At 48.0% G+C, this 24,945-nt stretch carries 29 protein-coding genes, 4 tRNA genes and 1 pseudogene; 17 read left to right on the plus strand and 17 right to left on the minus strand.

Features of this window, described 5'->3' with window-relative positions:
* The first annotated feature begins 174 nt into the window (after nucleotides 1-174).
* The 6 genes and pseudogenes from KDX31_08670 (at nucleotide 175) to KDX31_08695 (ending at nucleotide 4,557) form a co-directional block, all read left to right on the plus strand.
* A pseudogene (locus tag KDX31_08670) lies at nucleotides 175-309 on the plus strand (type I restriction-modification system subunit M N-terminal domain-containing protein).
* A 224-nt stretch (nucleotides 310-533) separates the two neighbouring features.
* On the plus strand, nucleotides 534-884 hold the full coding sequence (locus KDX31_08675; GenBank protein ID UTW05054.1) for a nucleotide pyrophosphohydrolase: 351 nt from the start codon (nucleotides 534-536) through the stop codon (nucleotides 882-884).
* Between the two features lie 10 nt (nucleotides 885-894).
* Complete coding sequence (locus tag KDX31_08680; protein ID UTW05055.1) at nucleotides 895-3,279, plus strand: DUF2075 domain-containing protein; 2,385 nt, start codon at nucleotides 895-897, stop codon at nucleotides 3,277-3,279.
* Between the two features lie 28 nt (nucleotides 3,280-3,307).
* Complete coding sequence (locus KDX31_08685) at nucleotides 3,308-3,550, plus strand: hypothetical protein (protein ID UTW05056.1); 243 nt, start codon at nucleotides 3,308-3,310, stop codon at nucleotides 3,548-3,550.
* 54 nt (nucleotides 3,551-3,604) lie between these two features.
* Nucleotides 3,605-4,150 (plus strand): hypothetical protein, encoded by a 546-nt coding sequence (locus KDX31_08690; protein ID UTW05057.1) that lies wholly within the window; start codon nucleotides 3,605-3,607, stop codon nucleotides 4,148-4,150.
* 182 nt (nucleotides 4,151-4,332) lie between these two features.
* Nucleotides 4,333-4,557, plus strand: a complete 225-nt coding sequence (locus KDX31_08695) for a hypothetical protein (GenBank protein ID UTW05058.1) — start codon at nucleotides 4,333-4,335, stop codon at nucleotides 4,555-4,557.
* Between the two features lie 151 nt (nucleotides 4,558-4,708).
* Here KDX31_08695 and KDX31_08700 read toward each other — a convergent pair whose 3' ends face one another.
* The 5 genes from KDX31_08700 to KDX31_08720 all read right to left on the minus strand — a co-directional run bounded on the left by KDX31_08700 (nucleotide 4,709) and on the right by KDX31_08720 (nucleotide 9,529).
* Nucleotides 4,709-5,935 (minus strand): site-specific integrase, encoded by a 1,227-nt coding sequence (locus KDX31_08700; GenBank protein UTW05059.1) that lies wholly within the window; start codon nucleotides 5,933-5,935, stop codon nucleotides 4,709-4,711.
* A gap of 1,172 nt (nucleotides 5,936-7,107) precedes the next feature.
* The gene (locus tag KDX31_08705; protein ID UTW05060.1) at nucleotides 7,108-7,386 is read right to left on the minus strand and encodes a hypothetical protein; all 279 of its coding nucleotides are present in this window, start codon (nucleotides 7,384-7,386) and stop codon (nucleotides 7,108-7,110) included.
* 51 nt (nucleotides 7,387-7,437) lie between these two features.
* Nucleotides 7,438-8,103 (minus strand): response regulator, encoded by a 666-nt coding sequence (locus tag KDX31_08710; GenBank protein ID UTW05061.1) that lies wholly within the window; start codon nucleotides 8,101-8,103, stop codon nucleotides 7,438-7,440.
* Between the two features lie 77 nt (nucleotides 8,104-8,180).
* Nucleotides 8,181-8,636, minus strand: coding sequence for a response regulator (locus KDX31_08715; GenBank protein ID UTW05062.1), 456 nt, complete (start codon nucleotides 8,634-8,636; stop codon nucleotides 8,181-8,183).
* Between the two features lie 20 nt (nucleotides 8,637-8,656).
* Complete coding sequence (locus KDX31_08720) at nucleotides 8,657-9,529, minus strand: DNA-binding protein (GenBank protein ID UTW05063.1); 873 nt, start codon at nucleotides 9,527-9,529, stop codon at nucleotides 8,657-8,659.
* Between the two features lie 187 nt (nucleotides 9,530-9,716).
* Between KDX31_08720 and gap the strand changes: the two genes are divergently transcribed.
* Nucleotides 9,717-10,727: a type I glyceraldehyde-3-phosphate dehydrogenase gene (gap, locus tag KDX31_08725; GenBank protein ID UTW05064.1), complete on the plus strand. Its 1,011-nt coding sequence runs from the start codon at nucleotides 9,717-9,719 to the stop codon at nucleotides 10,725-10,727.
* A gap of 46 nt (nucleotides 10,728-10,773) precedes the next feature.
* Here the strand turns inward: gap and KDX31_08730 are convergent.
* From KDX31_08730 to KDX31_08760, 7 genes are all read right to left on the minus strand, one after another.
* Nucleotides 10,774-10,849, minus strand: a tRNA-Gly gene (locus KDX31_08730).
* A 39-nt stretch (nucleotides 10,850-10,888) separates the two neighbouring features.
* Nucleotides 10,889-10,975, minus strand: a tRNA-Leu gene (locus tag KDX31_08735).
* A 10-nt stretch (nucleotides 10,976-10,985) separates the two neighbouring features.
* Nucleotides 10,986-11,059: transfer RNA gene (locus tag KDX31_08740), tRNA-Cys, on the minus strand.
* A gap of 46 nt (nucleotides 11,060-11,105) precedes the next feature.
* Nucleotides 11,106-11,181, minus strand: a tRNA-Gly gene (locus tag KDX31_08745).
* A 112-nt stretch (nucleotides 11,182-11,293) separates the two neighbouring features.
* Complete coding sequence (pgsA, locus tag KDX31_08750) at nucleotides 11,294-11,842, minus strand: CDP-diacylglycerol--glycerol-3-phosphate 3-phosphatidyltransferase (GenBank protein UTW05065.1); 549 nt, start codon at nucleotides 11,840-11,842, stop codon at nucleotides 11,294-11,296.
* A 55-nt stretch (nucleotides 11,843-11,897) separates the two neighbouring features.
* Entirely contained in the window at nucleotides 11,898-13,748 is a 1,851-nt protein-coding gene (gene uvrC / locus KDX31_08755) for an excinuclease ABC subunit UvrC (GenBank protein UTW05341.1), read from the minus strand.
* Between the two features lie 91 nt (nucleotides 13,749-13,839).
* Complete coding sequence (locus KDX31_08760) at nucleotides 13,840-14,160, minus strand: excinuclease ABC subunit C (GenBank protein UTW05066.1); 321 nt, start codon at nucleotides 14,158-14,160, stop codon at nucleotides 13,840-13,842.
* Nucleotides 14,161-14,242: 82 nt separating this feature from the next.
* On the opposite strand from KDX31_08760, the gene KDX31_08765 reads away from it, so the two are divergent.
* On the plus strand, nucleotides 14,243-15,202 hold the full coding sequence (locus KDX31_08765) for a DUF1853 family protein (GenBank protein UTW05067.1): 960 nt from the start codon (nucleotides 14,243-14,245) through the stop codon (nucleotides 15,200-15,202).
* Nucleotides 15,203-15,299: 97 nt separating this feature from the next.
* Here the strand turns inward: KDX31_08765 and KDX31_08770 are convergent, their stop codons facing one another.
* Together KDX31_08770 and KDX31_08775 are read right to left on the minus strand one after the other, a co-directional pair.
* Nucleotides 15,300-15,443 carry a hypothetical protein gene (locus KDX31_08770; protein ID UTW05068.1) on the minus strand — a complete coding sequence of 48 codons (144 nt, stop codon included), beginning with the start codon at nucleotides 15,441-15,443 and terminating at the stop codon, nucleotides 15,300-15,302.
* Nucleotides 15,444-15,607: 164 nt separating this feature from the next.
* Nucleotides 15,608-16,471: an NAD(P)-dependent oxidoreductase gene (locus KDX31_08775; GenBank protein UTW05069.1), complete on the minus strand. Its 864-nt coding sequence runs from the start codon at nucleotides 16,469-16,471 to the stop codon at nucleotides 15,608-15,610.
* A gap of 35 nt (nucleotides 16,472-16,506) precedes the next feature.
* Between KDX31_08775 and KDX31_08780 the strand changes: the two genes are divergently transcribed.
* Nucleotides 16,507-17,103 (plus strand): TlpA family protein disulfide reductase, encoded by a 597-nt coding sequence (locus tag KDX31_08780; GenBank protein ID UTW05070.1) that lies wholly within the window; start codon nucleotides 16,507-16,509, stop codon nucleotides 17,101-17,103.
* Between the two features lie 100 nt (nucleotides 17,104-17,203).
* On the opposite strand, the gene KDX31_08785 is transcribed toward KDX31_08780, so the two are convergent.
* The 3 genes from KDX31_08785 to KDX31_08795 all read right to left on the minus strand — a co-directional run bounded on the left by KDX31_08785 (nucleotide 17,204) and on the right by KDX31_08795 (nucleotide 20,182).
* On the minus strand, nucleotides 17,204-18,385 hold the full coding sequence (locus tag KDX31_08785; protein ID UTW05071.1) for an alanine--glyoxylate aminotransferase family protein: 1,182 nt from the start codon (nucleotides 18,383-18,385) through the stop codon (nucleotides 17,204-17,206).
* 67 nt (nucleotides 18,386-18,452) lie between these two features.
* A complete protein-coding gene (gene mtnN, locus KDX31_08790) occupies nucleotides 18,453-19,211 on the minus strand; it encodes a 5'-methylthioadenosine/S-adenosylhomocysteine nucleosidase (GenBank protein UTW05072.1) in 759 nt (252 codons plus the stop codon).
* Nucleotides 19,212-19,408: 197 nt separating this feature from the next.
* On the minus strand, nucleotides 19,409-20,182 hold the full coding sequence (locus tag KDX31_08795; GenBank protein ID UTW05073.1) for a tRNA pseudouridine(65) synthase TruC: 774 nt from the start codon (nucleotides 20,180-20,182) through the stop codon (nucleotides 19,409-19,411).
* Between the two features lie 215 nt (nucleotides 20,183-20,397).
* Here KDX31_08795 and KDX31_08800 point away from each other — a divergent pair, with 215 nt between their 5' ends.
* The 8 genes from KDX31_08800 (at nucleotide 20,398) to KDX31_08835 (ending at nucleotide 24,878) form a co-directional block, all read left to right on the plus strand.
* The gene (locus tag KDX31_08800) at nucleotides 20,398-21,078 is read left to right on the plus strand and encodes a Bax inhibitor-1/YccA family protein (protein ID UTW05074.1); all 681 of its coding nucleotides are present in this window, start codon (nucleotides 20,398-20,400) and stop codon (nucleotides 21,076-21,078) included.
* A gap of 99 nt (nucleotides 21,079-21,177) precedes the next feature.
* Complete coding sequence (gene tusD, locus KDX31_08805; GenBank protein UTW05075.1) at nucleotides 21,178-21,570, plus strand: sulfurtransferase complex subunit TusD; 393 nt, start codon at nucleotides 21,178-21,180, stop codon at nucleotides 21,568-21,570.
* Between the two features lie 2 nt (nucleotides 21,571-21,572).
* Entirely contained in the window at nucleotides 21,573-21,941 is a 369-nt protein-coding gene (gene tusC, locus KDX31_08810; protein UTW05076.1) for a sulfurtransferase complex subunit TusC, read from the plus strand.
* 2 nt (nucleotides 21,942-21,943) lie between these two features.
* Nucleotides 21,944-22,237, plus strand: coding sequence for a sulfurtransferase complex subunit TusB (tusB, locus tag KDX31_08815; protein ID UTW05077.1), 294 nt, complete (start codon nucleotides 21,944-21,946; stop codon nucleotides 22,235-22,237).
* A 1-nt stretch (nucleotide 22,238) separates the two neighbouring features.
* Complete coding sequence (locus tag KDX31_08820; GenBank protein UTW05078.1) at nucleotides 22,239-22,574, plus strand: TusE/DsrC/DsvC family sulfur relay protein; 336 nt, start codon at nucleotides 22,239-22,241, stop codon at nucleotides 22,572-22,574.
* Nucleotides 22,575-22,587: 13 nt separating this feature from the next.
* Entirely contained in the window at nucleotides 22,588-23,508 is a 921-nt protein-coding gene (locus KDX31_08825) for an NAD(P)-dependent oxidoreductase (GenBank protein UTW05079.1), read from the plus strand.
* Nucleotides 23,509-23,535: 27 nt separating this feature from the next.
* Nucleotides 23,536-24,312: a hydroxypyruvate isomerase family protein gene (locus KDX31_08830; protein ID UTW05080.1), complete on the plus strand. Its 777-nt coding sequence runs from the start codon at nucleotides 23,536-23,538 to the stop codon at nucleotides 24,310-24,312.
* A gap of 11 nt (nucleotides 24,313-24,323) precedes the next feature.
* Nucleotides 24,324-24,878, plus strand: coding sequence for a chemotaxis protein CheW (locus tag KDX31_08835; protein UTW05081.1), 555 nt, complete (start codon nucleotides 24,324-24,326; stop codon nucleotides 24,876-24,878).
* Nucleotides 24,879-24,945: the final 67 nt, after the last annotated feature.

Here is a 24,945-nt window from a genome sequence, read left to right on the forward strand (position 1 = left end):
TTTTATAAAGAGAGCATAACAAGCTCTCTTTCCCTCCCCCCATTATGTCAGTCAGCAGTACCCTGGCCATCGTCCCTGTAGTACACTGATTTCCAATCAAAACTGAGGCAGCGGACGCTTCATTTCTTTCCCCGCTGGCTCTGCTAATACGTTGTAATAAGGCAAAGCGATTTCATGACTAACTTCTCTCAAACGGCTGCATTTATCTGGTCAGTGGCCGATCTTCTGCGTGGTGATTTCAAACAAAGTCAGTATGGGCGGGTGATTCTGCCGTTTACGCTGCTGCGGCGTCTGGAATGTGTGTTGGAGGTTGATAAACAGGCTGAGCTTAACAAGTTCGAAATTCTTCAAAAACAGCGTGGCAAAGCCTCCCTAAGCTTGTAGACGCCCAAAGTGTTATTGTTGAGTTAACGTTTGAGAATGATCATCTTCGTTCATAGCTTCCTAAAAATAATGTCTCGAAGCTATAAGTATATAGTCTGAAACTGCATGGCAATTTTAGAGTAAAAATCATATTTATAAAGGTTTTTAAAATGGCTGAACTAGAAGAAATGCGTCAAATTATGCGTGATTTCTCATACTCTCGAGATTGGGATAAGTTTCACTCACCTAAGAATTTATCGATGGCCTTAAGTGTTGAGGTAAGTGAATTAATGGAGTGCTTTCAATGGATGACGGAAGAACAGTCGAGTTCATTAAGTCCTGAACAACTCGAAAACATAAGCGATGAAATTGCAGATGTTCAATTGTATTTAGTCAGACTTGCAGACAAAGTCGGTATTGATATAGGTAGCGCAGTCGACAAAAAAATAGAGAAAAATGAATTGAAATATCCAGTGGATAAGGTCAAAGGTAGCTCAAAGAAGTATTCCGAATATAAATAAGGCAAATTAAATGATTGTATATTCTGCAACTAAGCGTGAATTTGTAGAGGATGTTCGATCCAATCGAATTGCTGAAATTATAGAAAATGAAGTATTACGCAAATTAAATCGTAATTCTCCTCGGAATGAAAGGTTGTCTTGGGAAAACTCCTTACAATACATGTCTCAGGTTCTTTGGGATGAAGGTATTCCTTCAGCAGCAGGTGTTGCTATCGAGTACAATCTTCCGATGACGAATCGTCGAGTGGATTTCATCTTGACAGGAAAAGATGCTGATCGTAACGATACATCGGTGATTATTGAATTAAAACAATGGCAAGAAGTTAAAAAAACCAATAAGGACGCCATTGTCAAAACACGCTTCCAGCATGGAGAGCAAGAGACAAATCATCCTTCATATCAAGCGTGGTCTTATTCAGCTTTGATTGAGGATTATAACGATACAGTTCGAAAAGAATCTATCCGGCTTCTTCCTTGCGCCTACCTCCATAATATGAAGTCACGGGATGTTATTAATGACCCTTTTTATGGGGAACACACATCTAGAGCACCTGTCTTCATTTCACCCGACGCGATAAAACTATCAGAATTTTTAAAGCATCATGTCAAATATGGTGATAGCGATAACATTATGTATCGGATTGAACATGGGGTTATCAAGCCATCAAAAAATTTGGCGGACGCTTTAGTATCCATGCTTAATGGTAACCCTGAGTTCTTGATGATTGATGAGCAAAAATTAGTATATGAGACTGCTCTTGATCTTGCACATACAGCTCAAAAAGGCAGGAAACAAACTTTCATCGTTAAGGGTGGACCAGGAACCGGAAAGTCAGTTGTAGCTATCAACTTACTTGCTGAGTTAACCAAACGAGAACTCTTGGTACAGTATGTTTCCAAGAATGCGGCACCACGAGAAGTTTTTAAAAAGAAGCTGACAGGCAGCAGGAAGAAAACTCATATTGATCAGATGTTCAAGGGCTCTGGAGCCTATACCGAAATTGAAGCTAACAAATTTGGGGCTTTAATAGTCGATGAAGCCCATCGTCTAAATGAGAAGTCTGGTCTATATGCAAATCTGGGAGAGAATCAAATCAAGGAACTGATTGTCAGTTCACGCTTTAATATATTTTTCATTGATGAGGCTCAACGAGTTACTTTACAAGATATTGGGACTGTCGAGAGTATTAAGCGATGGGCAAATGAGCTGGAATCTGAGGTTACTGAACTAGAGCTTGCATCTCAGTTTAGATGCAATGGTTCAGATGGATATTTAGCATGGGTTGATAACAGTTTGCAGATTAGGGAAACCGCTAATTCGACCCTAGAGGATATTGATTATGACGTTAAGGTTTTTGATGATCCTAACCAACTTCGTGCTGAAATATTTGAGAAGAACCGTTTAACTAATAAGGCTCGCCTAGTTGCTGGCTACTGCTGGGACTGGGCTAGTAAAAAAGATAAAGAACAATTTGACATTGTACTTCCTAAGTACGAGTTTAACGCTCAATGGAATCTGACTGAAGACGGCAGTTTATGGATGATTGCAGAAGATTCAGTCAATCAAATTGGTTGCATTCACACTTGTCAGGGGTTGGAGCTAGATTATATCGGAGTGATCATTGGGGAAGATTTTGTTATCCGGGATGGTGTTGCTATTACAGATGCAAGTAAGCGTTCATCTAATGATAAGTCCATACGGGGCTTTAAAACTATGCTGAAGAAAGATCCTGAAAAGGCGGCTCAGTTGACAGCAGAGATAATTAAAAATACCTATCGTACATTGATGACTCGTGGCCAAAAAGGATGCTACATCTATTGCATAGATGCCGAGACTGGGGATTATTTTAAGAATATAACTCAATCTGTTATAGAGAATACGTCCACTTCACTTAGTCCCTATCAGGGGTTAAATCTACCTATAGTATCTATTGAAGATGCTTGTCCATATGTGACTCATGTTCCTATTTATGACTTACATGCTGCCGCAGGTTCCTTTAGTGAGACGCAAGTGGTTGAAGGAGTTCAATGGGTAGAGTTACCCGAGCACATAAATGTAAGTGGAGGAATGTTTGTAATGCGCGTAGTGGGTGAGTCGATGAATCGGCGAATCCCTAATGGATCTTGGTGCTTGTTTAAGTCAAATCCCGGAGGGACGCGAAACGGTAAGGTAGTCTTAGTTCAGCATAGGCACATAGATGATCCCGATCACGGCGGGAGCTATACCGTTAAAGTTTATCACAGTGATAAAACTATTGAGGGAGATATGATCATTAATACAAGAATAGTGTTAAAGCCAGATACGAATGCGTTTGGTTATTCATCCATTGAGTTGGAAGATGATGGAGAGGAGTTGACAGTAATAGGTGAGTATTTAACAGTGATTAGTGACTAAGCCTAAGCATTACAAAACGGACGATGACATGCTCAACTACGCCCGTACGGTGGCTAACAAAGTGGGGGAGAACGAGAAGGTGATGCACCAGATCAGAAACAACTCCTCAGAACAGGCGTTTCTGGGTGATTTTCCAATGGCGTTGGATGAAGCAGTGATGGATAGCTCAGATGCTCATCAGAACCAGATGATGCAGATACTCAGTAACCCGCAGGTGGCACAAGGGCTTGCACGAGTGGTATTTGATATACTGATTAACCGCAAGCTATAACAATCAATTTCTTAGAAAAAATAACACATAGAAACAGTAGCTTATAGAAACAACATGACAATTCACGTTACTAAAAAACTGGCTGGAAAATTAAACAAAGCGGGCTTTGACGTGCCTGCTAAATCAGACAATAAGCCATCACCACTGGGCGACTGGCATGCCAATATCACCACCATACAGCGCCGCCAGTGCATAGTGTTTACCCATGATCAAACCCGTTTTACCGTCGCATTAACAGGTGTAACCCTGAAAGAGATCAAGCAGCTGGATTTCTGGTTAACTGATATGCTGACCAGCACTATGCTGAAAATGGATTATCCGGAAGCGCTCATTCAAAAGGCACTTGATGCGATGGGTGAGCTGTCTTTTGATACCGATTGCAGCCGCTCAGTTCAGGGCACGCTTCGATTGATGATTGATGGACTGGAGTCATACACCTGGGATGGCACTGACATTCTGGATCTTGGCACATATTCCTTGTCCAGAAGCCTCTGTGATCGTCCATGCACGGTTAAAGGTCAGAAAGAATGCCTGTGGCCAGCAAGAGAGATGAGAACCCTGCTTGAAGCCCTTCCTGATTCAGATATAAACATTCACTAGCTCGTCAAAGATAATCTTATTTTTTATTGATGGCTGGCGTAAGGCAGATGTCCCAAATAAAGGTAAAGAGATCCCCGATAAGCTACTGGAAACAGACAGGCTATTGAGTGATAGCTTCCTTAACTTTACAGATAAACAGATCGGGCAAAACATAACAGCGGGTTTGCTGAGAGAGGTTAAAAATGGTTGATACACGTTTAGACAAAATGCACGCAATGGCAAAGCGTTTTAATGACAACGGTACTATCGATCAATTAACGATGCGTAAAATTGATGCATTAGCCATGAGCGCTAAAAATGAAGAGATGACAGCCACTCGAATTAAATCGATAAGACAGCGAGAGCACATAAGCCAGGGTGTATTAGCGACCGTTCTTAACATGAGCAGTGAAAGTGTTAAAAAGTAGGAGCAAGGCAAAACCCAGCCCCAAGGAGCCGCTTTGCGTTTGCTCAATGTCATTGATAAAAAAGGGATTGAAGCAGTTATATAACGGCTCTCACAAAGATCAAATCAAGTCTTAGTTAGTACGTCTGAATGAGTACGTCTTAACAGTTACGTTAAACCTCTTGCCCCTTAGCGCTCGAAGCCCGCTCCATATTATCGGAATCCACATAAAGCTCATCGGTGGTTCTGATGCTACCGTGTCCCAGGTCGGCCTGAACGTGAGCGAGATTACGACCTGCCGCGACCTCCATTGACGCGCCAGTATGCCTTAACCAGTGTGTGGTGGCGGCTCGAAGTTCTGAGGCTTCGACATCAAAGCCATCGGTTATCAGGGAGTGACAACCTTCATTCAACGCGACTTCGACAATATTACGTAACTGGCGACTGCCAATGCCTCGATTTTTAACCCGGGATTCGATGACCGGCTCAGCGGAGTCTTTTGAGGGAAGGGGAGTCAGGCCTCTGTGGATGCGGTAGCGCTGAAGAAATTCGATATATTCATTGGAGATTGATACATCGCGTTCTTTAGAGCCTTTGCCATAGGCCCGGAACCACCAGTTGCCTTCGTGATCCCGATGGAAGTGCGACATAACCGGTAACCAGTTGGGCCGTTCAGAGAGCTCTGAGATACGTAATTTAAGCGACTTTAGCGTCGCGACCACAAACAGCGTTCGTTCATGCTGCGAATCAGCGTCAGCCAGGGATTTAGCAGAACTGAGCAAATATTCCCATTGCAATTCGGACAACCGGCGGGCGGTATTGATACCGGTTTCCTGTCTCAGATAGGGGCAGTTTTTCTTAACAATCGGAATCTGATTACCCGGCGCATAATCTTCTGCCATCAGGTAGTTAAAAAACACACTGAGATTAGAGAACAATCCCTGCCAGGACTTGGTGTTAAGTCGCCCTTTGCCAGCCCCCGCAGCGCGAAAAGGGCGCCAGTTTCGGTTCGGCTCACGCACACCGTTTACCGTGGTAAAACGCCTTTCTATGGTTTCAGTCTGCCAGTGCACATCGGGGCTGGCGACGAAGTCCGTATATTCCTCGAGATCACGTCTGCGCAGATCAACAATGGATTTCTTTTTGATTAACCAGGTCCAGAGTAAGAGTCGTTCAGCATCACCTCTGAACTTCTCATAGGTGTCCTGGCTCTTCTTGCTGTAGCTGGAAAGAAAGTCTTTGGTGTAGCGGTAATCATCAAGCGCACCCTCAACAGCAACACCGAGCACAAACGTTTCAACGGCTGGCGCCTGATCGGGAAACACCACATTTCGGGGGATCTGATTAAAGTGCTTAGCGGAATCAAACAGCGGGAGGCCAGAGAAGTCTGTAGTCGACACGGGCGTTGAACCTTAAGTAGTTGTCAGAGATAAGAACGTTATTGTATGAACTAGTGACTTCAATTACCAGTAGTGTCTACTACTGGTAACACAAGAAGCAGACATAAAGGCGCCTATCGTGGATAAACGGTACCGGATTCGCTCATAGGCTATTCAGACGCACACAGGTCTTAAATAAGTTCCCACTGAATCCAGCTAACTCAAGATAGAAACATCGTTATGTCCTGCCTGTCGAACCGCTAGTAAGGCTATCCGGCACTAATCGATAGCATCGACTCCAGAATCAAATTGAACACTGTCAGACAGCAACCAGTAATTGAGATTAACGCTAATACTTTTAACTGCCCGATGAAAAATAGAACGACGCTTCCGGCATGTTTATCTGGTCATGTTTATTTAAGCCATATTTATCAGAACAGCATACCGGTCAGATTACACGGATCGACGGATTACCTTCGAAACTAAATTCTCAGGCGCTGTCCGCACGAAATTACCCAGATGCTAAATACAAACTGAGCATTCAGGTTTGATAAAACAATCTTTAATAAAACAGCCAATGAAATACAGAGAGTCGTCCCGGACTGAGAAAACCGTTCGCATCCTTGCTCAAGGAATCGAGCGTGACATGATCCAGGTTTCAGATTCAGGTTTCAGAAGAAATGACATCGCACTGATAGCAGTATTTATCATCGCAGGAGATTTCATCCAGCGGCAGGATTACCCGTAAAACTAAATTCTTCGACGCTCTCCGCACGAGAACACATTCCATTCGAATCCACAGAGAAGTCATTAATTGCTGTTGCCAGCCGCGCCTTATAGCAGCACCCATAATTCTGATTACGTTAAATAACTCAGGGCTGCCCTGAATTTACCAGGGGCTACAGAGCATCCTACCCATAAACATCCTATTTAACATAATATACATTATACGCAGTCTTTAATTTATAGAAATTACCGCTATTCAGGCTACTCAGTGTTAGCTAAGGCTTACTACGTTAAATACAGAATGGGATAAAAATAGCGTGCGCTACGTGAAAAATCTGAAGGTTTTGTTGGTAGATGCCAGAGAGGATTCTCCGCACGAAAAAAAACAGGCGATTATGCCTCGCCTGCTCTGATTACTGCCCGTCTGAAATGCACTGAAGATTACGATAAAAAACTGATGTCTTAGATCAGGATATCAGTATGGGCTGTTCCGGAGATTCGTAACTACAAACCAGGTATGGAGAAACCGCTACCAGTTCATGGGTTTGATATGACTGAACGATCAGCTCCTGCGCACCACATGTTTTATCGATTTTTGCGAGCACCTGATAAGGCGCCCCCCTGCATAGCAATCGCCGGTTGCTGCTATAAAAATCGGCATCAAGATATATTTCATCTCCGACGTGAATTTCACGCCAGAGAAAATCAGCTTCAAGAATAAGCTCAGACTGATCCTGATCGTACATAGACTACGCCTCAAATTGGCACGCGAATAATATGCGGTCTGAATGAAGTATTCAGGCCTCTACAATATTATGACGTATCGCTATATGTACAAGTTCAGAATTATTATTGATACCCAGTTTGCGCAGGATATTGGCGCGATGAGCATGTACCGTTTTGGGGCTGAGGAACATTTTTTCGGCGATCTGAGCCGCAGCCTGACCCTGTGCGAGACAGGAAAATATCTGAAATTCCCGCTTGGTGAGCTTACTAAAGGGTGAATGACTATCAGCAGCGCCGGGAACCAGCATTTCACGAATACTCTCTGCGTAGTATGTTCGCCCTTCTGAAACCTCGTAGACGGCCTTCAGAAGCTCATCAGGCGCGCAACGCTTAGTCAGATAGCCAGAGGCACCGGCCTGAACTACATGAGCAGGAAACGGCTCGCTTTCCATAACAGTCAGCACCAGGACTTTTGCATCAGGATCTTTAGCACGAATGACCCGTATCGCTTCCAACCCCCCGTAAATCTGGACGCCATCGCCATCAGATGCATGAGAAGGCATGGACAGGTCCATGATCACCACGTCCGGACGGACAGAAAAATACTTCGCTACTGCCTCCTGACCACTACTGGCCTCGGCAACAATATCGATCCCACTGTCATTATCCAGCAAGCGCTGAAAACCAGCCCTGACAACCGGGTGATCATCAACCAGCAATACCTTGATAGCTCTCATTTATAGTTCAGATCCGTTTGAATATTCTATCGATGGGCTGATTATACTGATCACTGAGCAGTAATGCAGTGTTTAGATTAAGTATTGCTATCACTTCCAATAACACTATCCGCTCCGAAATACACACCATGGGTATCAATATCCAACGCTACAGCAGGCGATACATCCTCAGCACTGACGACAACCGGTATGGCAACCAGCTCATCACTATATCCGATCAGCTTGATACCCTCCTTCCTGCAATGCATCAGAACTTTCTCAAGCGCTCTGATTACTGCGGCCTGGCGAGTGCTGAGGTGGCGGTCACTGGGCTGATCATCGGATGGTTTTTTACTGGTAACCTGCCGGGTAGCGTACCCCTGCTCATCGACCAGTTGCAATGTGATGCCGGCAAGCTTCTCCTTAACAAGAACGACCTTGGCAAGATTGAAAACCGGTTCATCTGTACAGCAAACGGCCCCATCAGGATCACAGCTTTTAATCCCTTCAAGAATCTCTTCGTACGATGAACCCTTATCCAGATATGTATCCATAGTCTCAAATATTCAAGTAGTTATGACTTTAACTTAAAGTTTTCCAATAGAGAGTGGAGTCGCTCAATCTCACTCTCTTTGTCCTTTAACCGGGCCTCAAGCAGCGAACCCGCGTTCCCTGCACCCAGCTTCTGTTCCATCTCACGATAGCGCATATCCTGCTGGCTGATTACCTGCTCCAGCTGATATTTGTCCTTGATACTCTGCCGCTCAACTTCAAGCAGCGAGTCTCTGAGCTGACGGTTTTCATCCTGAAGAATACGATTGTGTTTTTCAAGCCTCGAAGCCTCTCCCTCAAGGTACTGATTTTTATGCTGATACTCCAGCATTTCCTGTCGCTGATTACCACCACCCTTGCGTTCAAGCTGCTCCAGTGTGATTTCAAACTCTTTAACCTGACGCCTGAAGTCCCGATTCTCAGCCTCCAGCCGCATCTCGCGCTCATCCTGCAACCGCTGTTTTTTCTGCAGCTCGGCGATTGTTTCGAGATACCGCTGATTCTCATCGAGCAGCTTATCTGACAAATCCTGAAGGCGACGCAGATCATCGCGGGCATCAGTGCTGCGCCCTTCCAGCTCAGCTTTCAACTCCAGGTAGTGCTGTTCAAGCTGCTCCCGCTGATCTGACAATTGGTGCTCAGCATATGCCAGCGCCTGCTGCCAGAGGGTGTTTGCACTATTAAATACCGGTTCTGGTATTTCCGGGCGGGAATTCTGCTCAATCAGGCGCTTACCCAGCCCTTGCCACCAATCATTCAGTGCTTTATTGATTGTGGTCAGACTGCCTGACCCAAGCGCGTTTCGCACCATCTGCTGGGTTGGCTTTCGCCCCTCAGCCAACAGATTATCTGCGATCTCAAATACTTTTTCGTAGGTCTTGGGAGTCATAGTCATGATATTAAAAATACATAATACATATTGGATACTTATCCTATATCAGCCACCACACAACCACCAGTAAAATCAGTTTTGGCGAACACAAACCAGCAACCCTCGCCCATGCGAATATCAGCTGATTCTTTGATTTCCGCCATTATCGCCTTATGCTGAAACAAAACCAATGCAACAGAAGGAGCATGCCATGACAATCAGAGTCGCGATTAATGGGTATGGTCGTATCGGTCGCAATATACTCCGCGCCCTTTACGAATCAGGTAAGAACACTCAGATTAGAATTGTTGCAATCAATGATCTCGGCGATAGCCGGGTTAATGCACACCTCACCGAGTTCGATAGCGTACACGGTCATTTCAGCTACCCGGTCAGCGCTGAGGGTAACATTATGAAAGTCGCCGGTGACAGTATTAAAATACTCAGCGAAGCCGACCCCCACACCCTGCCATGGACCGAACTGGAGATTGATATTGTCTACGAATGCACCGGCCGGTTTACCAGCCGCGAAGCGGCTGCAGTTCATCTGGATCAGGGCGCTAAACGGGTACTGGTCTCTGCGCCGGCAAGCAACGCCGACGCCACGATTGTTTATGGCGTTAACCAGTCGATCCTTAGGCCTGAACACAAAGTTATCTCCAACGCCTCCTGCACTACCAACTGCCTGGCACCGGTAGCCAAGATTCTGAATGACACTATTGGTATCACGGAGGGTATTATGACCACCATCCACGCTTACACCAATGATCAACACCTGTCTGATGTTTACAGCAACGATATCTACCGCGCCCGGGCTGCAACGCTGTCGATGATCCCGACCCGTACCGGGGCCGCTGAAGCGGTGGGTATTGTAATGCCGGAACTAAAAGGCAGACTGACAGGCATGGCTGTGCGCGTCCCTACCGCCAACGTTTCACTGGTTGACCTGTGTTTTGTACCGCAACGAAAAACCTCAGTGGAAGAGATCAATCAGCTTATGCGGGAAGCATCGAAAGGCAGCCTGCAAAACATCCTGGAATACAACGAATTACCGCTGGTCTCTGTCGACTTCAATCATCACCCGGCCTCGTCAATTTTTGACAGCACTCAGACACGCGTCATGAATGGCCTGGTGAAGGTGTTTGCCTGGTACGATAACGAATGGGGATTCTCCAACCGAATGCTGGACACAACACTGGAGCTTTTCAAAAATGAGCAATAGGACTGATCAATATTGAGGGTTTTAAATAATAAAGGAAGGGTGTAGATGGAGCGGAATATCGGGCTCGAACCGACGACCTGAACCTTGGCAAGGTTCCGCTCTACCAACTGAGCTAATTCCGCCTCACATACCTTTTTATACCAGATCGGACGATCTGTAAATGGTGCCCGGAGCCGGACTTGAACCGGCACGAAGTTTCCTTCGGGAGATTTTAAGTCTCCTATGTCTACCGATTCCATCATCCGGGCAAAGCAAATATGGAGGCGCGGGTCGGAATCGAACCGGCGTTCACGGAGTTGCAGTCCGCTGCATGACCACTCTGCCACCGCGCCTTTAGGTAAAACCATACATACCTTTCAATCCTACCTTAAGTAGGACTGGAGCGGAATATCGGGCTCGAACCGACGACCTGAACCTTGGCAAGGTTCCGCTCTACCAACTGAGCTAATTCCGCATGCTTCCGAAGAAGTGGTGCGTATTATAGACAGCTCACCTTTTATGTCAACAACTTTTCAGCGGTAAAAAAGTGCAATCAGATTAATAAGTTAGATCTGTATACCGATTGATCAGATATCGTCTGTCAGGTCCGGCCAGGCGGCTTTCAGATAAACATACATAGACCAGAGCGTCAGTACTGATGCCACATACAGCGCTCCGATGCCGATCCAGGAGAATAAAGTATAGGGCACTGCAGCCAGCATGATAAAGATCGACAGCATCTGCAAAGCCGTTTTTAATTTACCGACATAGGATACGGCAATATTCGCCCGCTTACCCAGCTCAGCCATCCATTCACGCAACGCCGAGATTACGATCTCCCGGCCAATGATGATGATGGCTGGCACGGTAATCCAGAAATTAGAGTAGGTATCAACCAGCAACACCAGCGCGGTAGCCACCATCAGCTTGTCCGCTACCGGATCCAGAAATGCTCCGAACGGTGAGGTCTGATCCAGCTTACGGGCCAGATAACCATCGAACCAGTCAGTGATCGCCGCGAGCGCAAACACCAGCGCCGCCGCCATCGGCCCCCAGGCATACGGGAGGTAATAGATCAGTACGAATACAGGAATCAGAACAATGCGTAGCAGAGTCAGGATATTGGGTATTTTCATCGACGTTCAGTTTTCCTGTTGCAGCGGGACAGATTTGGCAGTGTACAGCTTGCCATTAAGGATCAGGATGCAGGGTAGCATAAATATCTTCGGCAATTTTGCGGCTTATAGTAGAGACTTTTCCAATTTCTTCAATACTTGCGGTTTCAATCGACTGAACACTGCCAAAATGTTTCAGCAATTCCCGCCGCCGCTTAGGCCCGACTCCCGGAATACCCTCGAGGGATGATTTGCGTCGCGCTTTACCTCTTCTGGCCCGGTGACCGGTAATGGCAAAGCGATGCGCCTCGTCGCGGATATACTGAATCAGATGCAGTGCCGGCGAATCAGCCCGCAGAGCTACTTCAGCACCGCTATCACCCATAATAAGTGTTTCCAGCCCTGCCTTTCTGTCGCTTCCCTTGGCGACACCCACGATTAAAACCTCTTCGATTTGCAGCTCTGCCAAGACCTCGACCGCCTGAGCAACCTGCCCTTTACCACCATCGATCAATAGAATATCCGGCAGCTTGCCTTCGCCTTTTTTCAAGCGCGTATAACGGCGCGTGAGTGCCTGATGCATCGCGGCATAATCATCACCGCCAGTAATACCCTCAATATTGAAATGGCGATAATCGGATTTCAGGGGGCCGTTACGATCAAAAACGACGCAGGAGGCAACCGTCGCTTCTCCTGAGCTATGACTGATATCAAAGCACTCCATCCGCTGCGGAATCGCATCCAGTTGCAACGCATCCTGCAGAGACAGATAACGGTTGTAGATATTCTGCTTGCTGGCCAGATGACTTTGCAGGTTCTGCTCAGCATTGGTCTGAGCCAGCTTTTGCCAGCCAGCCTTATCGGAACGCACTTTATGAACCAGCGTGACTTTACGCCCACTACGATCACTCAGCGCCTCTTCAAGCACCTCACGATCGACAGCTTCTTCAACCGTAATCAACACCGGGGGAATCTCCCGGCCACTTGCCAGATACCATTGTGCGATAAACGCAGAGAGCAATTCTTGCGGTGTTTCTTCAATACTAAAACGGGGATGATAAACCTTGCTGCCAATTATCCGCCCGCCTCTGACGAACAGCATATGCATACAGACCGCTCCAGACTGCTGAGCACAACCGATTACATCGGCATCGCCGCTCTGGCCGCTGACATGCTGCTGCTCCTGTACCTGCTGCAGACTGGATATCTGATCTCGATAGATGGCAGCATCTTCAAAATTCAGCGCCAGTGACGCCTGATCCATCTGCTCGGCCAGTTCATCCATGATTTTGCTATTTTTGCCCTCCAGAAACATCATCGCATGACGAATATCTGTCTGATATGCCTCAGGCGTTGGAATGCCGACACAGGGGCCACTGCATCGTTTAATCTGATATTGCAGGCAGGGTCTTGAACGGTTTTTGAAAAAGCTCTCTTCGCATTGTCGGATGCGAAACACCTTTTGCATAATCGCCAGACTGTCGCGCACTGCGCCGCTACTGGGAAAGGGACCAAAATAGCGCCCCTTTTGCCGCTTTGCTCCCCGATGAAAGCGAACCGCCGGATATTCCTGCTCGGTGGAAACGAAGATATAGGGATAAGATTTATCATCCCGCAGCAGAATATTGTAGGGCGGACGGTTGGTTTTGATCAGGTTCTGCTCTAACAACAGCGCTTCTGTTTCGCTGTTAGTAACCGTAACCTGGATATCGGCAATACGACTGACCAGCGCCTGCGTCTTAATATTCAGACCCGTGGGACGAAAGTAGCTGCTGACCCGGTTTTTCAGGTTTTTCGCTTTACCAACATAAAGAATTTCACCACTGCTGTTGAACATCTGATAGATGCCCGGCCTGCGGGTCAATCGTGAAAGAAAACTCTTACTGTCAAACGATGGACTATCACCCTGATGTTCCTGCTGATTCAGCTCTGCAAGCGATTCGCTGTTATGCGGGTCAGTGATGTTAGCGTCTTTATCCGGTATCTCATTCATCCGCGTATTCTAACTGTGCACCCTTCTACTTCTCAAGAATATTCAATAACTTATTGGCATCCATATGGTAATGAGTCGCTTCTGCATGAATTTTCTCCAGCTCTTTTCGGGTGTCATCGGCGATACCCGCGCCACGGGACAAACTGACCTCGAGATAAACACTGATCTCAGCATAATAATAAAGCCTTGCATCAAACTTTTGTGCCCGCTTTAGCTTTGATAGCGAAATTTGAGCGCCATTGAGCATGATAGTATTGATGTCAGAATCACTCATGAGAGGATGACGGTCTTTTTCATTAGGCATAAGTTGAACTTGATTTGCGCGAGAACGTGTATTTGGTGCCATGAGACATCCTGATAAAAGTAGAGTAAAGTTATTGGTATCGTATCACTTTATGAGCTTTTCACATCAATGTGAATTATGTTTTATGAGCAGTAATCGAAGCCATCGCTCTGATCACGCCGCTGAAGGTTTGATTCCGAAGCCCGGTTCACTTGAGTCAGGTTCAGTGTACCAGCAAGAGGTGGTCCGGGATCTGCACTGGCTCATCTACAGCCCCTCGCTGATGACAACTCCTGACCCCGAATCATCTGACTGGCTGTTTACTGCTCCTGACATTGATGCTCAGCTTGCCAGCCTCGACAAAAATCCCCAGCCACTCATTAGCCAACTGCGCCAGCAGGCTCAGTTCAGACTCGGCTATTATTTCGAAGATCTGGTAAGGCTTTACATAAAGATATTCACTCAGCCTGTTGATCTTAAATACAATATCCAGGTTTCCAGAGACAAGACTACCGTGGGAGAATATGATTTTCTCATGGCATTACAAAACGGTATCAAGGTGCATATTGAGGCCGCTGTAAAGTTTTATCTGTGCACTTCTGATGATATTAATCACTGCACCCTGAACGATTTTATCGGTCCAAACCGCTCTGACAGACTCGATCGAAAATGGCAACGGCTGACCGGTCATCAGCTACAACTGTCAAAAACAGATGCCGGTAAAAACCGGGCAATAGCACTGGGCCTGTTGCCGGATCGTCACTCACTGCTGCTGCGGGGCTATCTGTTTTACCCCTACCCTCAGTGGCAGCAATACAATCCCCCTGCCCCCATCAGCCCTGAACATCTTAAGGGGTGGTGGATCAGAGCCGCAGAAGCGGACTCGCTGGGGGATGATTATCAGTATGTTATCCTGATGAAACCCCGCTGGCTGGCTCTGGCACGCTGCTGCTTTCAGGAAACCCTGTCAAATGCTGAACTGATAAAAGCGACTGACAGTATTACCACCCCAATGCTGATCGCCCGGCTAGGGTTTAAGGATGGCCTCTGGCGTGAAACCGACCGGGGCTTCATCGTGCCGGATAACTGGAATCTGCAGACCTGATCTGATCCCAATCACTCCTGACCTGAGATCAACCGGCAGAGCAAATTACAGACACAAAAAAAGCAGCTCAGGGCTGCTTTTTCAGAAAATCTGCTTATTACTCAGCGCGCTGAGCAGCTTTCGCAGCATCTTTCGCCATACACTTACGCAGGTAGTAAACTGCTACGAAGGTACCAACAACCATCGCTGTAACGATTGCCATGCTGGGTACGAAAGAGATCATGCTGTACTTATCGGCCATAGAACTGTCCTCACTGGTTACCGTAATAATTAAATACGGATAATTTATGTGGTTATATCTGTTTTAGTTATAAGGCGCGATTATAGAGCATCCTTTCGCTGGCACAATAGCCAAAAAGATGTATTAATAAATGTCAGGTGGGCTGTGAACCCACCTGTGACCGACTATGGCTCAAGCCGCTTAACCAGACTGGAAGTATCCCAGCGATTGCCACCCAGCGTCTGCACTTCTGCATAGAACTGATCGACCAGTGCTGTAACCGGCAACTGTGCACCGTTACTCCGTGCTTCATCCAGCGCTATTTTAAGATCTTTACGCATCCAGTCGACCGCAAAGCCAAAATCAAACTGGTCGTCGATCATAGTCTGATGACGGTTAATCATCTGCCATGAACCGGCGGCGCCATGCTGAATAACATCAAAGACAGCGGCAGCATCAAGCCCTGCCTGCTTAGCAAAATGGACGCCCTCGGCCAGGCCCTGCACCAACCCGGCGATACAGATCTGGTTAACCATCTTCGCCAGCTGACCACTACCTGCCGGCCCCAACAATCTGGCGGATTTCGCATAACAATCAATCACCGGGGCGATTCGTTCATACACTGGCTGATCACCGCCGATCATAATACTGAGAACACCATTCTCAGCACCCGCCTGGCCTCCTGATACCGGAGCATCAATAAATTCAAGCCCCTTTTCGGTAGCAATAACAGCCAGCTCACGGGCCACTTCAGCAGAGGCGGTAGTGTGATCAACCAGAACCGCACCCTGAGCCATACTGCTGAAGACTCCCTGAGTCCCTGTGACCACCTGGCGCAGATCGTCATCATTACCGACACAGGTAAACACAATATCAGCATCACGTGCAGCTTCTGCCGGAGTAGCCGCCCGGCTTCCTTTATACAGCTGGCTCCATTGTTCAGCTTTTGCGGCCGTCCGGTTGTATACCGTGACATCATGACCCGCATTCGCCAGATGCCCCGCCATCGGATAGCCCATCACTCCCAGGCCGATAAATGCAACTTTCATATGTTTTCTTCTCCACCCAAAGGCTGACTATTGCTATGATCACTTTATTCTATGCTAAAGGCATATTTTCAAACACCACTAATTTTCAGGGTCATGCAATGCAGTTTGGCAACTATAGGCAGGGACCGGCAACAGCCTTTGTCGGCGTAATACTTTCACTGCTTTGCAGCTTTTCACCGGCAGCCTCTGCTGCAGAATCGCTCTACGACAATCTTCAGTTGACCGACCTTAAGGGCAACAGCGTCGATTTTAACCAGCATAGGGGCGGCCTGGTACTGATTAACTTTTGGGCCACCTGGTGCCCACCCTGCGTCAAAGAGATGCCTTCATTGCAACGACTGCAGCAGCAGTTTGATCCCGATGAATTCAGTGTTGTGCTGGTAAACCTGGGTCAGACAGCGACAACGGTTAACCATTTTTTTGAAGAACAAACCTTCGGCTTCAGTTTGCCTGTCTACCTTGATAGCAAAGGTCAGGCGTTTACACAGCTGGGCATTCAGGGGATGCCTTCCAGTTTTCTGGTGGATGCCAGCGGTAATCGGATTGAAACCATTGTGGGAGCGCGGGAGTGGGATCACCCCGACAACGTCAAAGCAGTGCGCGAGCTGATCAGCGCGCCACCTGAATACTAGTTTTTTATTTCAGCTGTGTTAGAAAACCGCTGCATTTAAAAAAAGGGGGCTTGCGCCCCCCTTTTTAAATACTACGCGTTAAATACTACGAGCCATTCGTTTATTCAGTGGTATAGACCGCTTCTGCGGCGGCAATCGCCTTACCCGCCGGAATGTCTGCACCCATGGCTGAAAGCGTGTTCTCCAGTGCGCTCAGGCAGAGCAGCACATTCTTTTTGTTACAGGCAGCCCCCATCAGACCGATACGCCACACTTTTCCGGCCAGCGCACCAAGTCCCGCACCAATTTCAAGACTGTAATCCGCCAGCAACCGGCGACGGACTTCAGCCTCATCGATACCGTCTGGTACAAACACTGAATTAAGCTGCGGCAAACGATATGGTTCCTCTACCAGAAAACCGATTCCCATCGCTTCCAGTCCTTCGCGCAGGGCGTTGTGATGGTGACGATGACGCGCCCAGGCATTCTCAAGCCCCTCCTCTTCCAGCATCACCAGCGACTCATGAAAAGCATACAGTGAATTCACCGGCGCGGTATGATGATAAGCGCGTTTAGCACCACCACCCCAATACCCCATCACCAGTTTCTGATCCAGAAACCAGCTAGGCGTTTTGCTCTGGCGCGCTTCAATCACTTCAACAGCTCGCTTATTAAAGCTGACCGGAGAGATCCCCGGCGGACAGGAGAGACACTTCTGGGTACCGGAATAAACCGCATCGATGCCCCAGCCATCTACATCCAGTTCACTCCCCCCCAGAGAGGTCACGGTATCGACAATCGTAAGCGCACCATGTTTCTGTGCAATCTGGCACAGGGTTTTAGCATCAGAAAGAACCCCGGTAGAGGTTTCGGCGTGAACAAAAGCCAGCACCTTAACATCGCTGTGCTCAGCAAAAGCCGCCTCCACCTTGACAGGATCAACCGGTTTTCCCCACGCGTCCTCCACCATAACAGCGACACCACCGAAGCGTTCGACATTCTCTTTCATCCGGCCGCCAAATACGCCGTTCTGGCAAACAATCACTTTATCACCCGGCTCAACCAGATTAACAAAGCAAGCCTCCATACCGGCAGAACCCGGTGCTGAGATTGGCATGGTCAGCGGACTTTCGGTTTTGAATGCGTACTGCAGCATCTGTTTCACCTCATCCATCATGCGGATAAATTCGGGATCGAGATGACCGATAGTGGGCCGGGAAAGTGCTGCCAGAACGCGCGGGTTAACATCAGACGGACCAGGACCCATCAGGGTACGCTGGGGAGGATAGAAGGAGGTGGTCATAATCCGTTGCCTTTTTATCGTTGTATTACTGGGTATCTGTTAACGCTTCAGGGTCGTGCCGCTTGAATCAGGCAGCTTCATCCGCGATGGTCTGCACAATCGCCATTACCATCTCAGCGGAGTGCTTCGCGGCAACAACCAGAAACTGATCAAATGACAGGTTGGACTCTTTACCGGCAATATCTGATAACGCCCGGATCACAATAAAGGGAATATCAAACTGATAACAGGTTTGTGCAATCGCTGCCGCTTCCATCTCTACGGCTTTCATCGTCGGAAAATGCTCGCGGGTTTTGGCAACCCGCTCAGGGCAGTTCATAAATGAATCACCAGTCGCAATCAGCCCTGTTACTGTTTTAATACCTGCCATCCGGGAGATACAACGCTGTGCGACATCGCCAAGGAAGCTATCAGGCAGAAAAGCAGCGGGCAATCCGGGAACCTGCCCGTGCTCATAACCAAAAACCGTTACATCCACATCATGGTGGCGGACTTCAGATGAGATCACTACATCCCCGACTTCCAGTTCTGAGGCAAAGCCGCCTGCAGAGCCGGTGTTAATAACACAGGTTGGCTGAAACTCCTGCAACATCAGTGCTGTACCGATCGCAGCATTGACCTTGCCTATACCCGATTTAAGCAGAACCACTTGTATACCGTGCATGGCTCCGGTGTAGAGGGTGTAGCCGGCAATCAAATGCTCCTGACGCTCCTCCAGTGTTTGCTTCAGCAGCTCGACCTCTTCATCCATGGCGCCGATAATACCGATTTTAAGCTGATCAGACTGAGCGTGCAGGCGCTCAGCAAAGGAGGTGTTGTTGGTCATTCAGGTGATTCCATCACGGGTAGAGTAAAGTGCATCAGTTTTAAGCGTTAAGGATACGCAAATTACACCAGTGGACAATAGTCAAAAAGCAGAAAAAGATAATAAAACCATCAGTTTTATTCGAGCTTAGCTCAACCAGGACAGCAGAACACCTCCAGGCGTAAACCGCGGGTAGCGTTCAACGATGAAAAGCCAGCCTAATTCTGAGCGAGACCGGCATCGGTGACACTGGATATTGGCGGAGCCGGATAGAACCCCTGCCAGCCAAACTGCATAAAGAGTTCGTCAACCCAGGGCGACACCGGGGCGTTGATCTGAATCGCCTGATGCGTAAATGGATGAATAAACTCCAGCCGGGTTGCCATCAGCAACAACCGGTCCAGACCGAAATTATTCCGAAACAGCGCATTATGCTTACCATCGCCATGCTGAGTATCGCCCACCAGGGGGTGAAAAATATGTTTCAGGTGACGACGAATCTGGTGTTTACGCCCGGTTTCAGGTTTAACCTCAACCAACGAATAGCGTGCTGCCGGGTATTTGCTGACAGGAATAGGCAACTCAACGGTTGCCAACCGGCGGTAACGGCTCACAGCCTCTTTAGCTGGCTTGTTCGGGTTAGCCATCTTATCAGCAACTTTATCAATAATCTCTTTCAGCGGGTAATCGATCACTCCCTGCTCTTCTGTATAGCCCCGACACACGCACAGATAGGTTTTCTGCACCCGGCGTTCAGCAAAACAGAGGTTCAGCTTATTGGCCGCCTCGGAGGTTTTGGCAAAAATAAGCACGCCTGAAGTCGGCCGGTCAAGACGGTGGACTGTATACGCTTTGATCCCCATCTGCTCGCGTATCAAAGCAACCGCATTAGGCGCACGACGCTCGATGGGACTGGGATGCACCAGCAGCCCTGCTGGTTTATCGATAGCGAAATAGTGCTCATCTTCAAAAAGAATATGGATGGGGTACATCGTTATAACTTACCTGCTCTGATCAAGGCGCGCAGCTTAACAATAAATCTTCTGATTGCCTATGAACCTCTATAATATGAACCTATACAAGATGATCCAGTCATACTTATTAACACGTAATACCTGTATGCTTGATATATTGAAAAAAACCTATATATATAGGGTAACCGAATAACTTAAACGGCACCTAAAGCCTTAATATTCAGAGGGATAAGATGCGTAATATCGATACAATGACCGTCCGTTCAGAACCGTCAGTTCTGGCAACCAACAAGGTGATAAGAAACACCTACATGCTGCTTGCCATGACTCTGGTATTCAGCGCAATGACCGCAGGCATTTCTATGGTCATCAATCCTCCTGTAATCTTATCTTTGGGAGCGCTGATCGTCGGCATGGTGCTAACCTTTGTTATCAACAAAAAACAAAATAGCGCGGCTGCACTACCATTGGTTTTTGCATTTACCGGTCTGTTTGGCTTTGCCCTGGGCCCGATTCTTAATACCTATCTTGCCATGAACAATGGTGGTCAGATCGTTATGACTGCGATGGGCATGACCGCTGCGACCTTCCTGGGTCTGTCTGCGTACGTCCTGACCAGTAAAAAAGACTTCAGTTTTATGGGTGGCTTCCTCGCAGCGGGTTTAATGGTGGTGCTGGTATCCATGGTGGTACTGATCGCCCTGCCATTCTTTGGCGTTCATATTCCGGCACTGCACCTGGCCTTTTCTGCCGCAGTAGTGCTGCTGATGTCTGGCTTCATCGTTTATGACACCAGCAACATCGTCAACGGCACATATACCAACTACATCATGGCGACAGTCAGCTTGTACACAAGCATCTTTAACCTGTTCGTTCATCTGCTCAGCCTTGTCGGTTTCCTTAACGACGATTAAACATTTCAGTTTAGTTTTCACCTGCTGAAAACAACACACAAAGCCCTGCAATCCTGATAAGATTGCAGGGCTTTTTTAGTTTACAGACATCCATATATTATGATTTTTTCAATTGTTATTACCGGCGCCCCTTATAGCTCCCAGGCATCAGCCAGCGCTTTACAGTTCAGTAAAAGCGTACTGAAACTGGGACACAGGATTCATCGGGTGTTTTTTTACGCCGATGGCGTCCACAGCGGCTCAGCTCTGGCTGCCCCGCCTCAGGATGAACGCAACATTCCGGCCGAATGGGCTGAGCTGGCCCGCGAGCATGAGCTCGATCTGGTAGTCTGCATCGCGGCGGCCGTGAGGCGTGGTGTACTGGATGAAAATGAGGCCCGTCGCTATGAAAAAAACGGCCATAACCTGAGCCCCGATTTTAACCTCTCCGGACTGGGCCAACTGGTAGAGGCCGGCATTCTGTCTGACCGCGTTGTTACTTTTGGAGCCTGATGATGAGCGATAGCAAAAAATCATTTCTGATTATTAATCGCAAAGCGCCTTACGGCAGTAGCGCCGCCCGGGATGCGCTGGATGTCGCACTCACCATCTCGGTCTTTGAACAACCCTTAAGCCTGTTGTTTTCAGACGACGGCGTGTTGCAACTATTGCCGGAACATAACGCCGCAGCGATCGGCCAGAAAAACCTTTCAGCCAATCTGGCGATGCTGGAGATGTATGATATTGATCAGCTCTATGTGTGTAGCCGTGCACTGGAACAACGGGGCATCCGCCCTAGCGATATCAAATTAAATATTACCCTGCTGGATCAGAACGGCATTGCCGCCCTGATCAAACAACAGGATCAGGTTTTGAGTTTCTGATTATGACACTTCATCTGATTAACAAAACCCCATCGGAAAGCAGCGCACTCAGCGACAGCCTGTCTGCCATGAGTGAAGGGGATGCCCTGTTACTGATTGAAAACGGTGTGTACGCCGCTTTGCCAGGCTATGCAGCGCTCTTTACCCGCCTGCCAGGATCAGTGCAATGCTATCTGCTGGAAAATGACGCTCAGGCCCGCGGCCTGAAAGACCTCAATCAGGAGTTTCGTCAGATCGACTATGACGGATTTGTCGAGCTGAGCTGTCGTTATAGCAAAGTGGTGAGCTGGTTCTAAAATGGAAAACTTAGATATAAACGGGCAGGCAATAGCCGTCGATAACGAAGGCTATCTGCGCCATCTGGAAGACTGGAATCGTGAGGTTGCGGAACAACTGGCACAACAGGAAGGTATTGAGCTGAACGAGGCTCATTGGGAAATTCTGCACCTGCTGCGTGATTTTTATCACACCTATGAAATGTCTCCGGCGATGCGCCCCCTGATAAAAGCGGTTGCCGCCAAGCTGGGCAGCGATAAAGGTAAGAGTATCTATCTGATGTCCCTTTTCCCCGGCAGCCCGGCAAAACTTGCCAGCAAGATAGCAGGCCTGCCAAAACCGACTAACTGTTTATAACGGACTCTTTTCGATGAAAATAGCTTTTCTCGGAATCGGCCTGATGGGCCAGCCAATGGCCGTTAATCTGCTGAATTCAGGCTTTAAACTGACCCTCTGGAACCGCACACGCAGCAAAGCTGAATCCCTGGTCTGCCAGGGCGCTGAAGTTGCAGAGACTCCGGCAGAGGCAATAGCGGATGCGGATATCACCATTACCATGCTGGAAAATGGTCCGATCGTCGATCAGATCCTGTTCAACAAAGAATTTCCCGCCACCTTTAAACGGGGCAGCACCGTAATCGATATGAGCTCTGTGCCCCCCAAGCTGGCTAAACAGCACGCTGCCCGCCTCAAACATATCGGTGTTAACTATCTCGATACGCCGGTATCGGGAGGCACTGTTGGCGCACAACAAGCCTCCCTTTCTATAATGGCGGGTGGCGATAAAACGGTTTTCGAGCGCTGCCTGCCAATATTCACCACTCTGGGAAAAGCGACCTATATCGGTCCGGCAGGTTCGGGACAGCTCGCCAAATGCGCCAACCAGGCCATTGTCGGCATCACCATTGGCGCGGTTGCCGAAGCGCTGCTGCTGGCCGCAGAAGGCGGTGCCGATCCTGCAGCCGTACGCGAGGCCCTGCTGGGAGGGTTTGCCAGCAGCCGGATTCTTGAGCTGCATGGTCAGCGCATGATCGACCGGGAGTTTAATCCCGGTGCGACATCCCGGGTTCAGCTTAAAGACCTGCGTACAATACTGGATACTGCACAGTCTGAAGACCTTACCCTGCCGCTGGTACAACAGACCTATGATCAGTATCAGCAGTTGGTCAGCAAAGGGTATGAAGAGATTGATCACAGCGGCTTATTACTGCAACTGGAGATGCTCAACGGCAACCGAACACTCAATGACAAACCGACCACCTCACCCTGCGACCCATCCGATCACTCATAATCCAGACTATTAGCCGGGAGATAAGTCATGCCAGATTTTGCCGTCAACCTGAGTATGCTTTTCACGGAGGTTCCTTTGGCAGAACGATTCTCCGCTGCCGCAGAACAGGGATTCAGCAAGGTCGAAATTCAGTTTCCTTATGAACTGCCTGCCGCTCAGATTCTCGATTTGCTGCAACACAATAAACAGCAGCTGGTACTCTTAAACGCGCCCGCCGGTGACTGGTTTTCCGGCGACAGGGGCATTGCATGCCATCCCGACAGAGTCGCTGAGTTCCGTCAGGGAGTCAGCCTTGCCATCGATTACGCAAAAAAACTAAATTGCCCAAATATCAATATATTATCCGGTATATCTCCAGCTAATTATAATAGCAAGCTTGTAAGAGAAACCTTCATTGATAACCTTAAATTCTGCGCTGAGGTATGCGCAAATGAGAACATTCAATTGCTTGTTGAAGCGATAAACACACAGGACATTCCGGGCTTTTTCCTCAATAACAGTCGCCAGGCATTTGAGCTGTTTCAAGCGATTGACCATACCAATATCAAGCTGCAATATGATATCTACCATATGCAGATTATGGAGGGTAATGTGATTCAAACCCTGCGAGATAATCTGGATAAGATCGGCCATATCCAGTTTGCTGATGTTCCCGGACGGCATGAACCACAAACTGGTGAACTAAACTTCAGCAATATTTTTAAAGCTCTGGATGATATGGGATACTCCGGTATAACAAGCCTTGAATATAATCCCTCTGCCAGCACCGCCGAAAGCCTTGGCTGGCTGAAACAGATAGCATAAGAGAGTAACCTATGGGTCTTGAAGACGCAGCGAAACAACTACAGCAGATTCAGGCAGAGCTTAGCTCCGACGTTCATGATCAGCATAAAAAAAATGGTGAAAATCAGGAGGCTTATCGTAAATGGGCAACCTTTTCGATTGCCGATGAGCTTTATGCCATTGATGTTATGCAAGTCAAAGAGGTGCTGCGTTTTACCGATATAACCCCTGTTCCGGGTGCCCCAGCAGGCATTCTCGGCATCATTAATCTTCGCGGCAGTGTCGTCACGGTGATTAGCTCCCGGACACTGTTTAAGCTGGAAGATAAAGAGATCGATCACAACACCCGCATCGTGGTTGCTGAATTTGACGACCAGGAGGTTCTGGGAATTCTGGTCGATGGTGTGGATGAGGTTCTCAACCTGCCGGAAAGCGAAACAGAGAGGGCCCCCGGGGTGATGCGCGAAGACTCCCAGCGCCAGTTTGTTCAGGGGGTTTGCTACCGGGATGATCAGCTTATCATTCTGCTGGATCTTGACCGGATGCTGGCGGGATTCAAAGCTTTACAACCTGAACAGGAACAATAACACAGCTCGCTCCCCTTTCAGGAGGCTGCGCAACGCGCCTATCCTTCAGATAGGCGTAATAAAAAAC

It is taken from the genome of Amphritea atlantica, from assembly GCA_024397875.1.
GTDB classification, from domain to species: Bacteria; Pseudomonadota; Gammaproteobacteria; order Pseudomonadales; family Balneatricaceae; genus Amphritea; species Amphritea atlantica_B.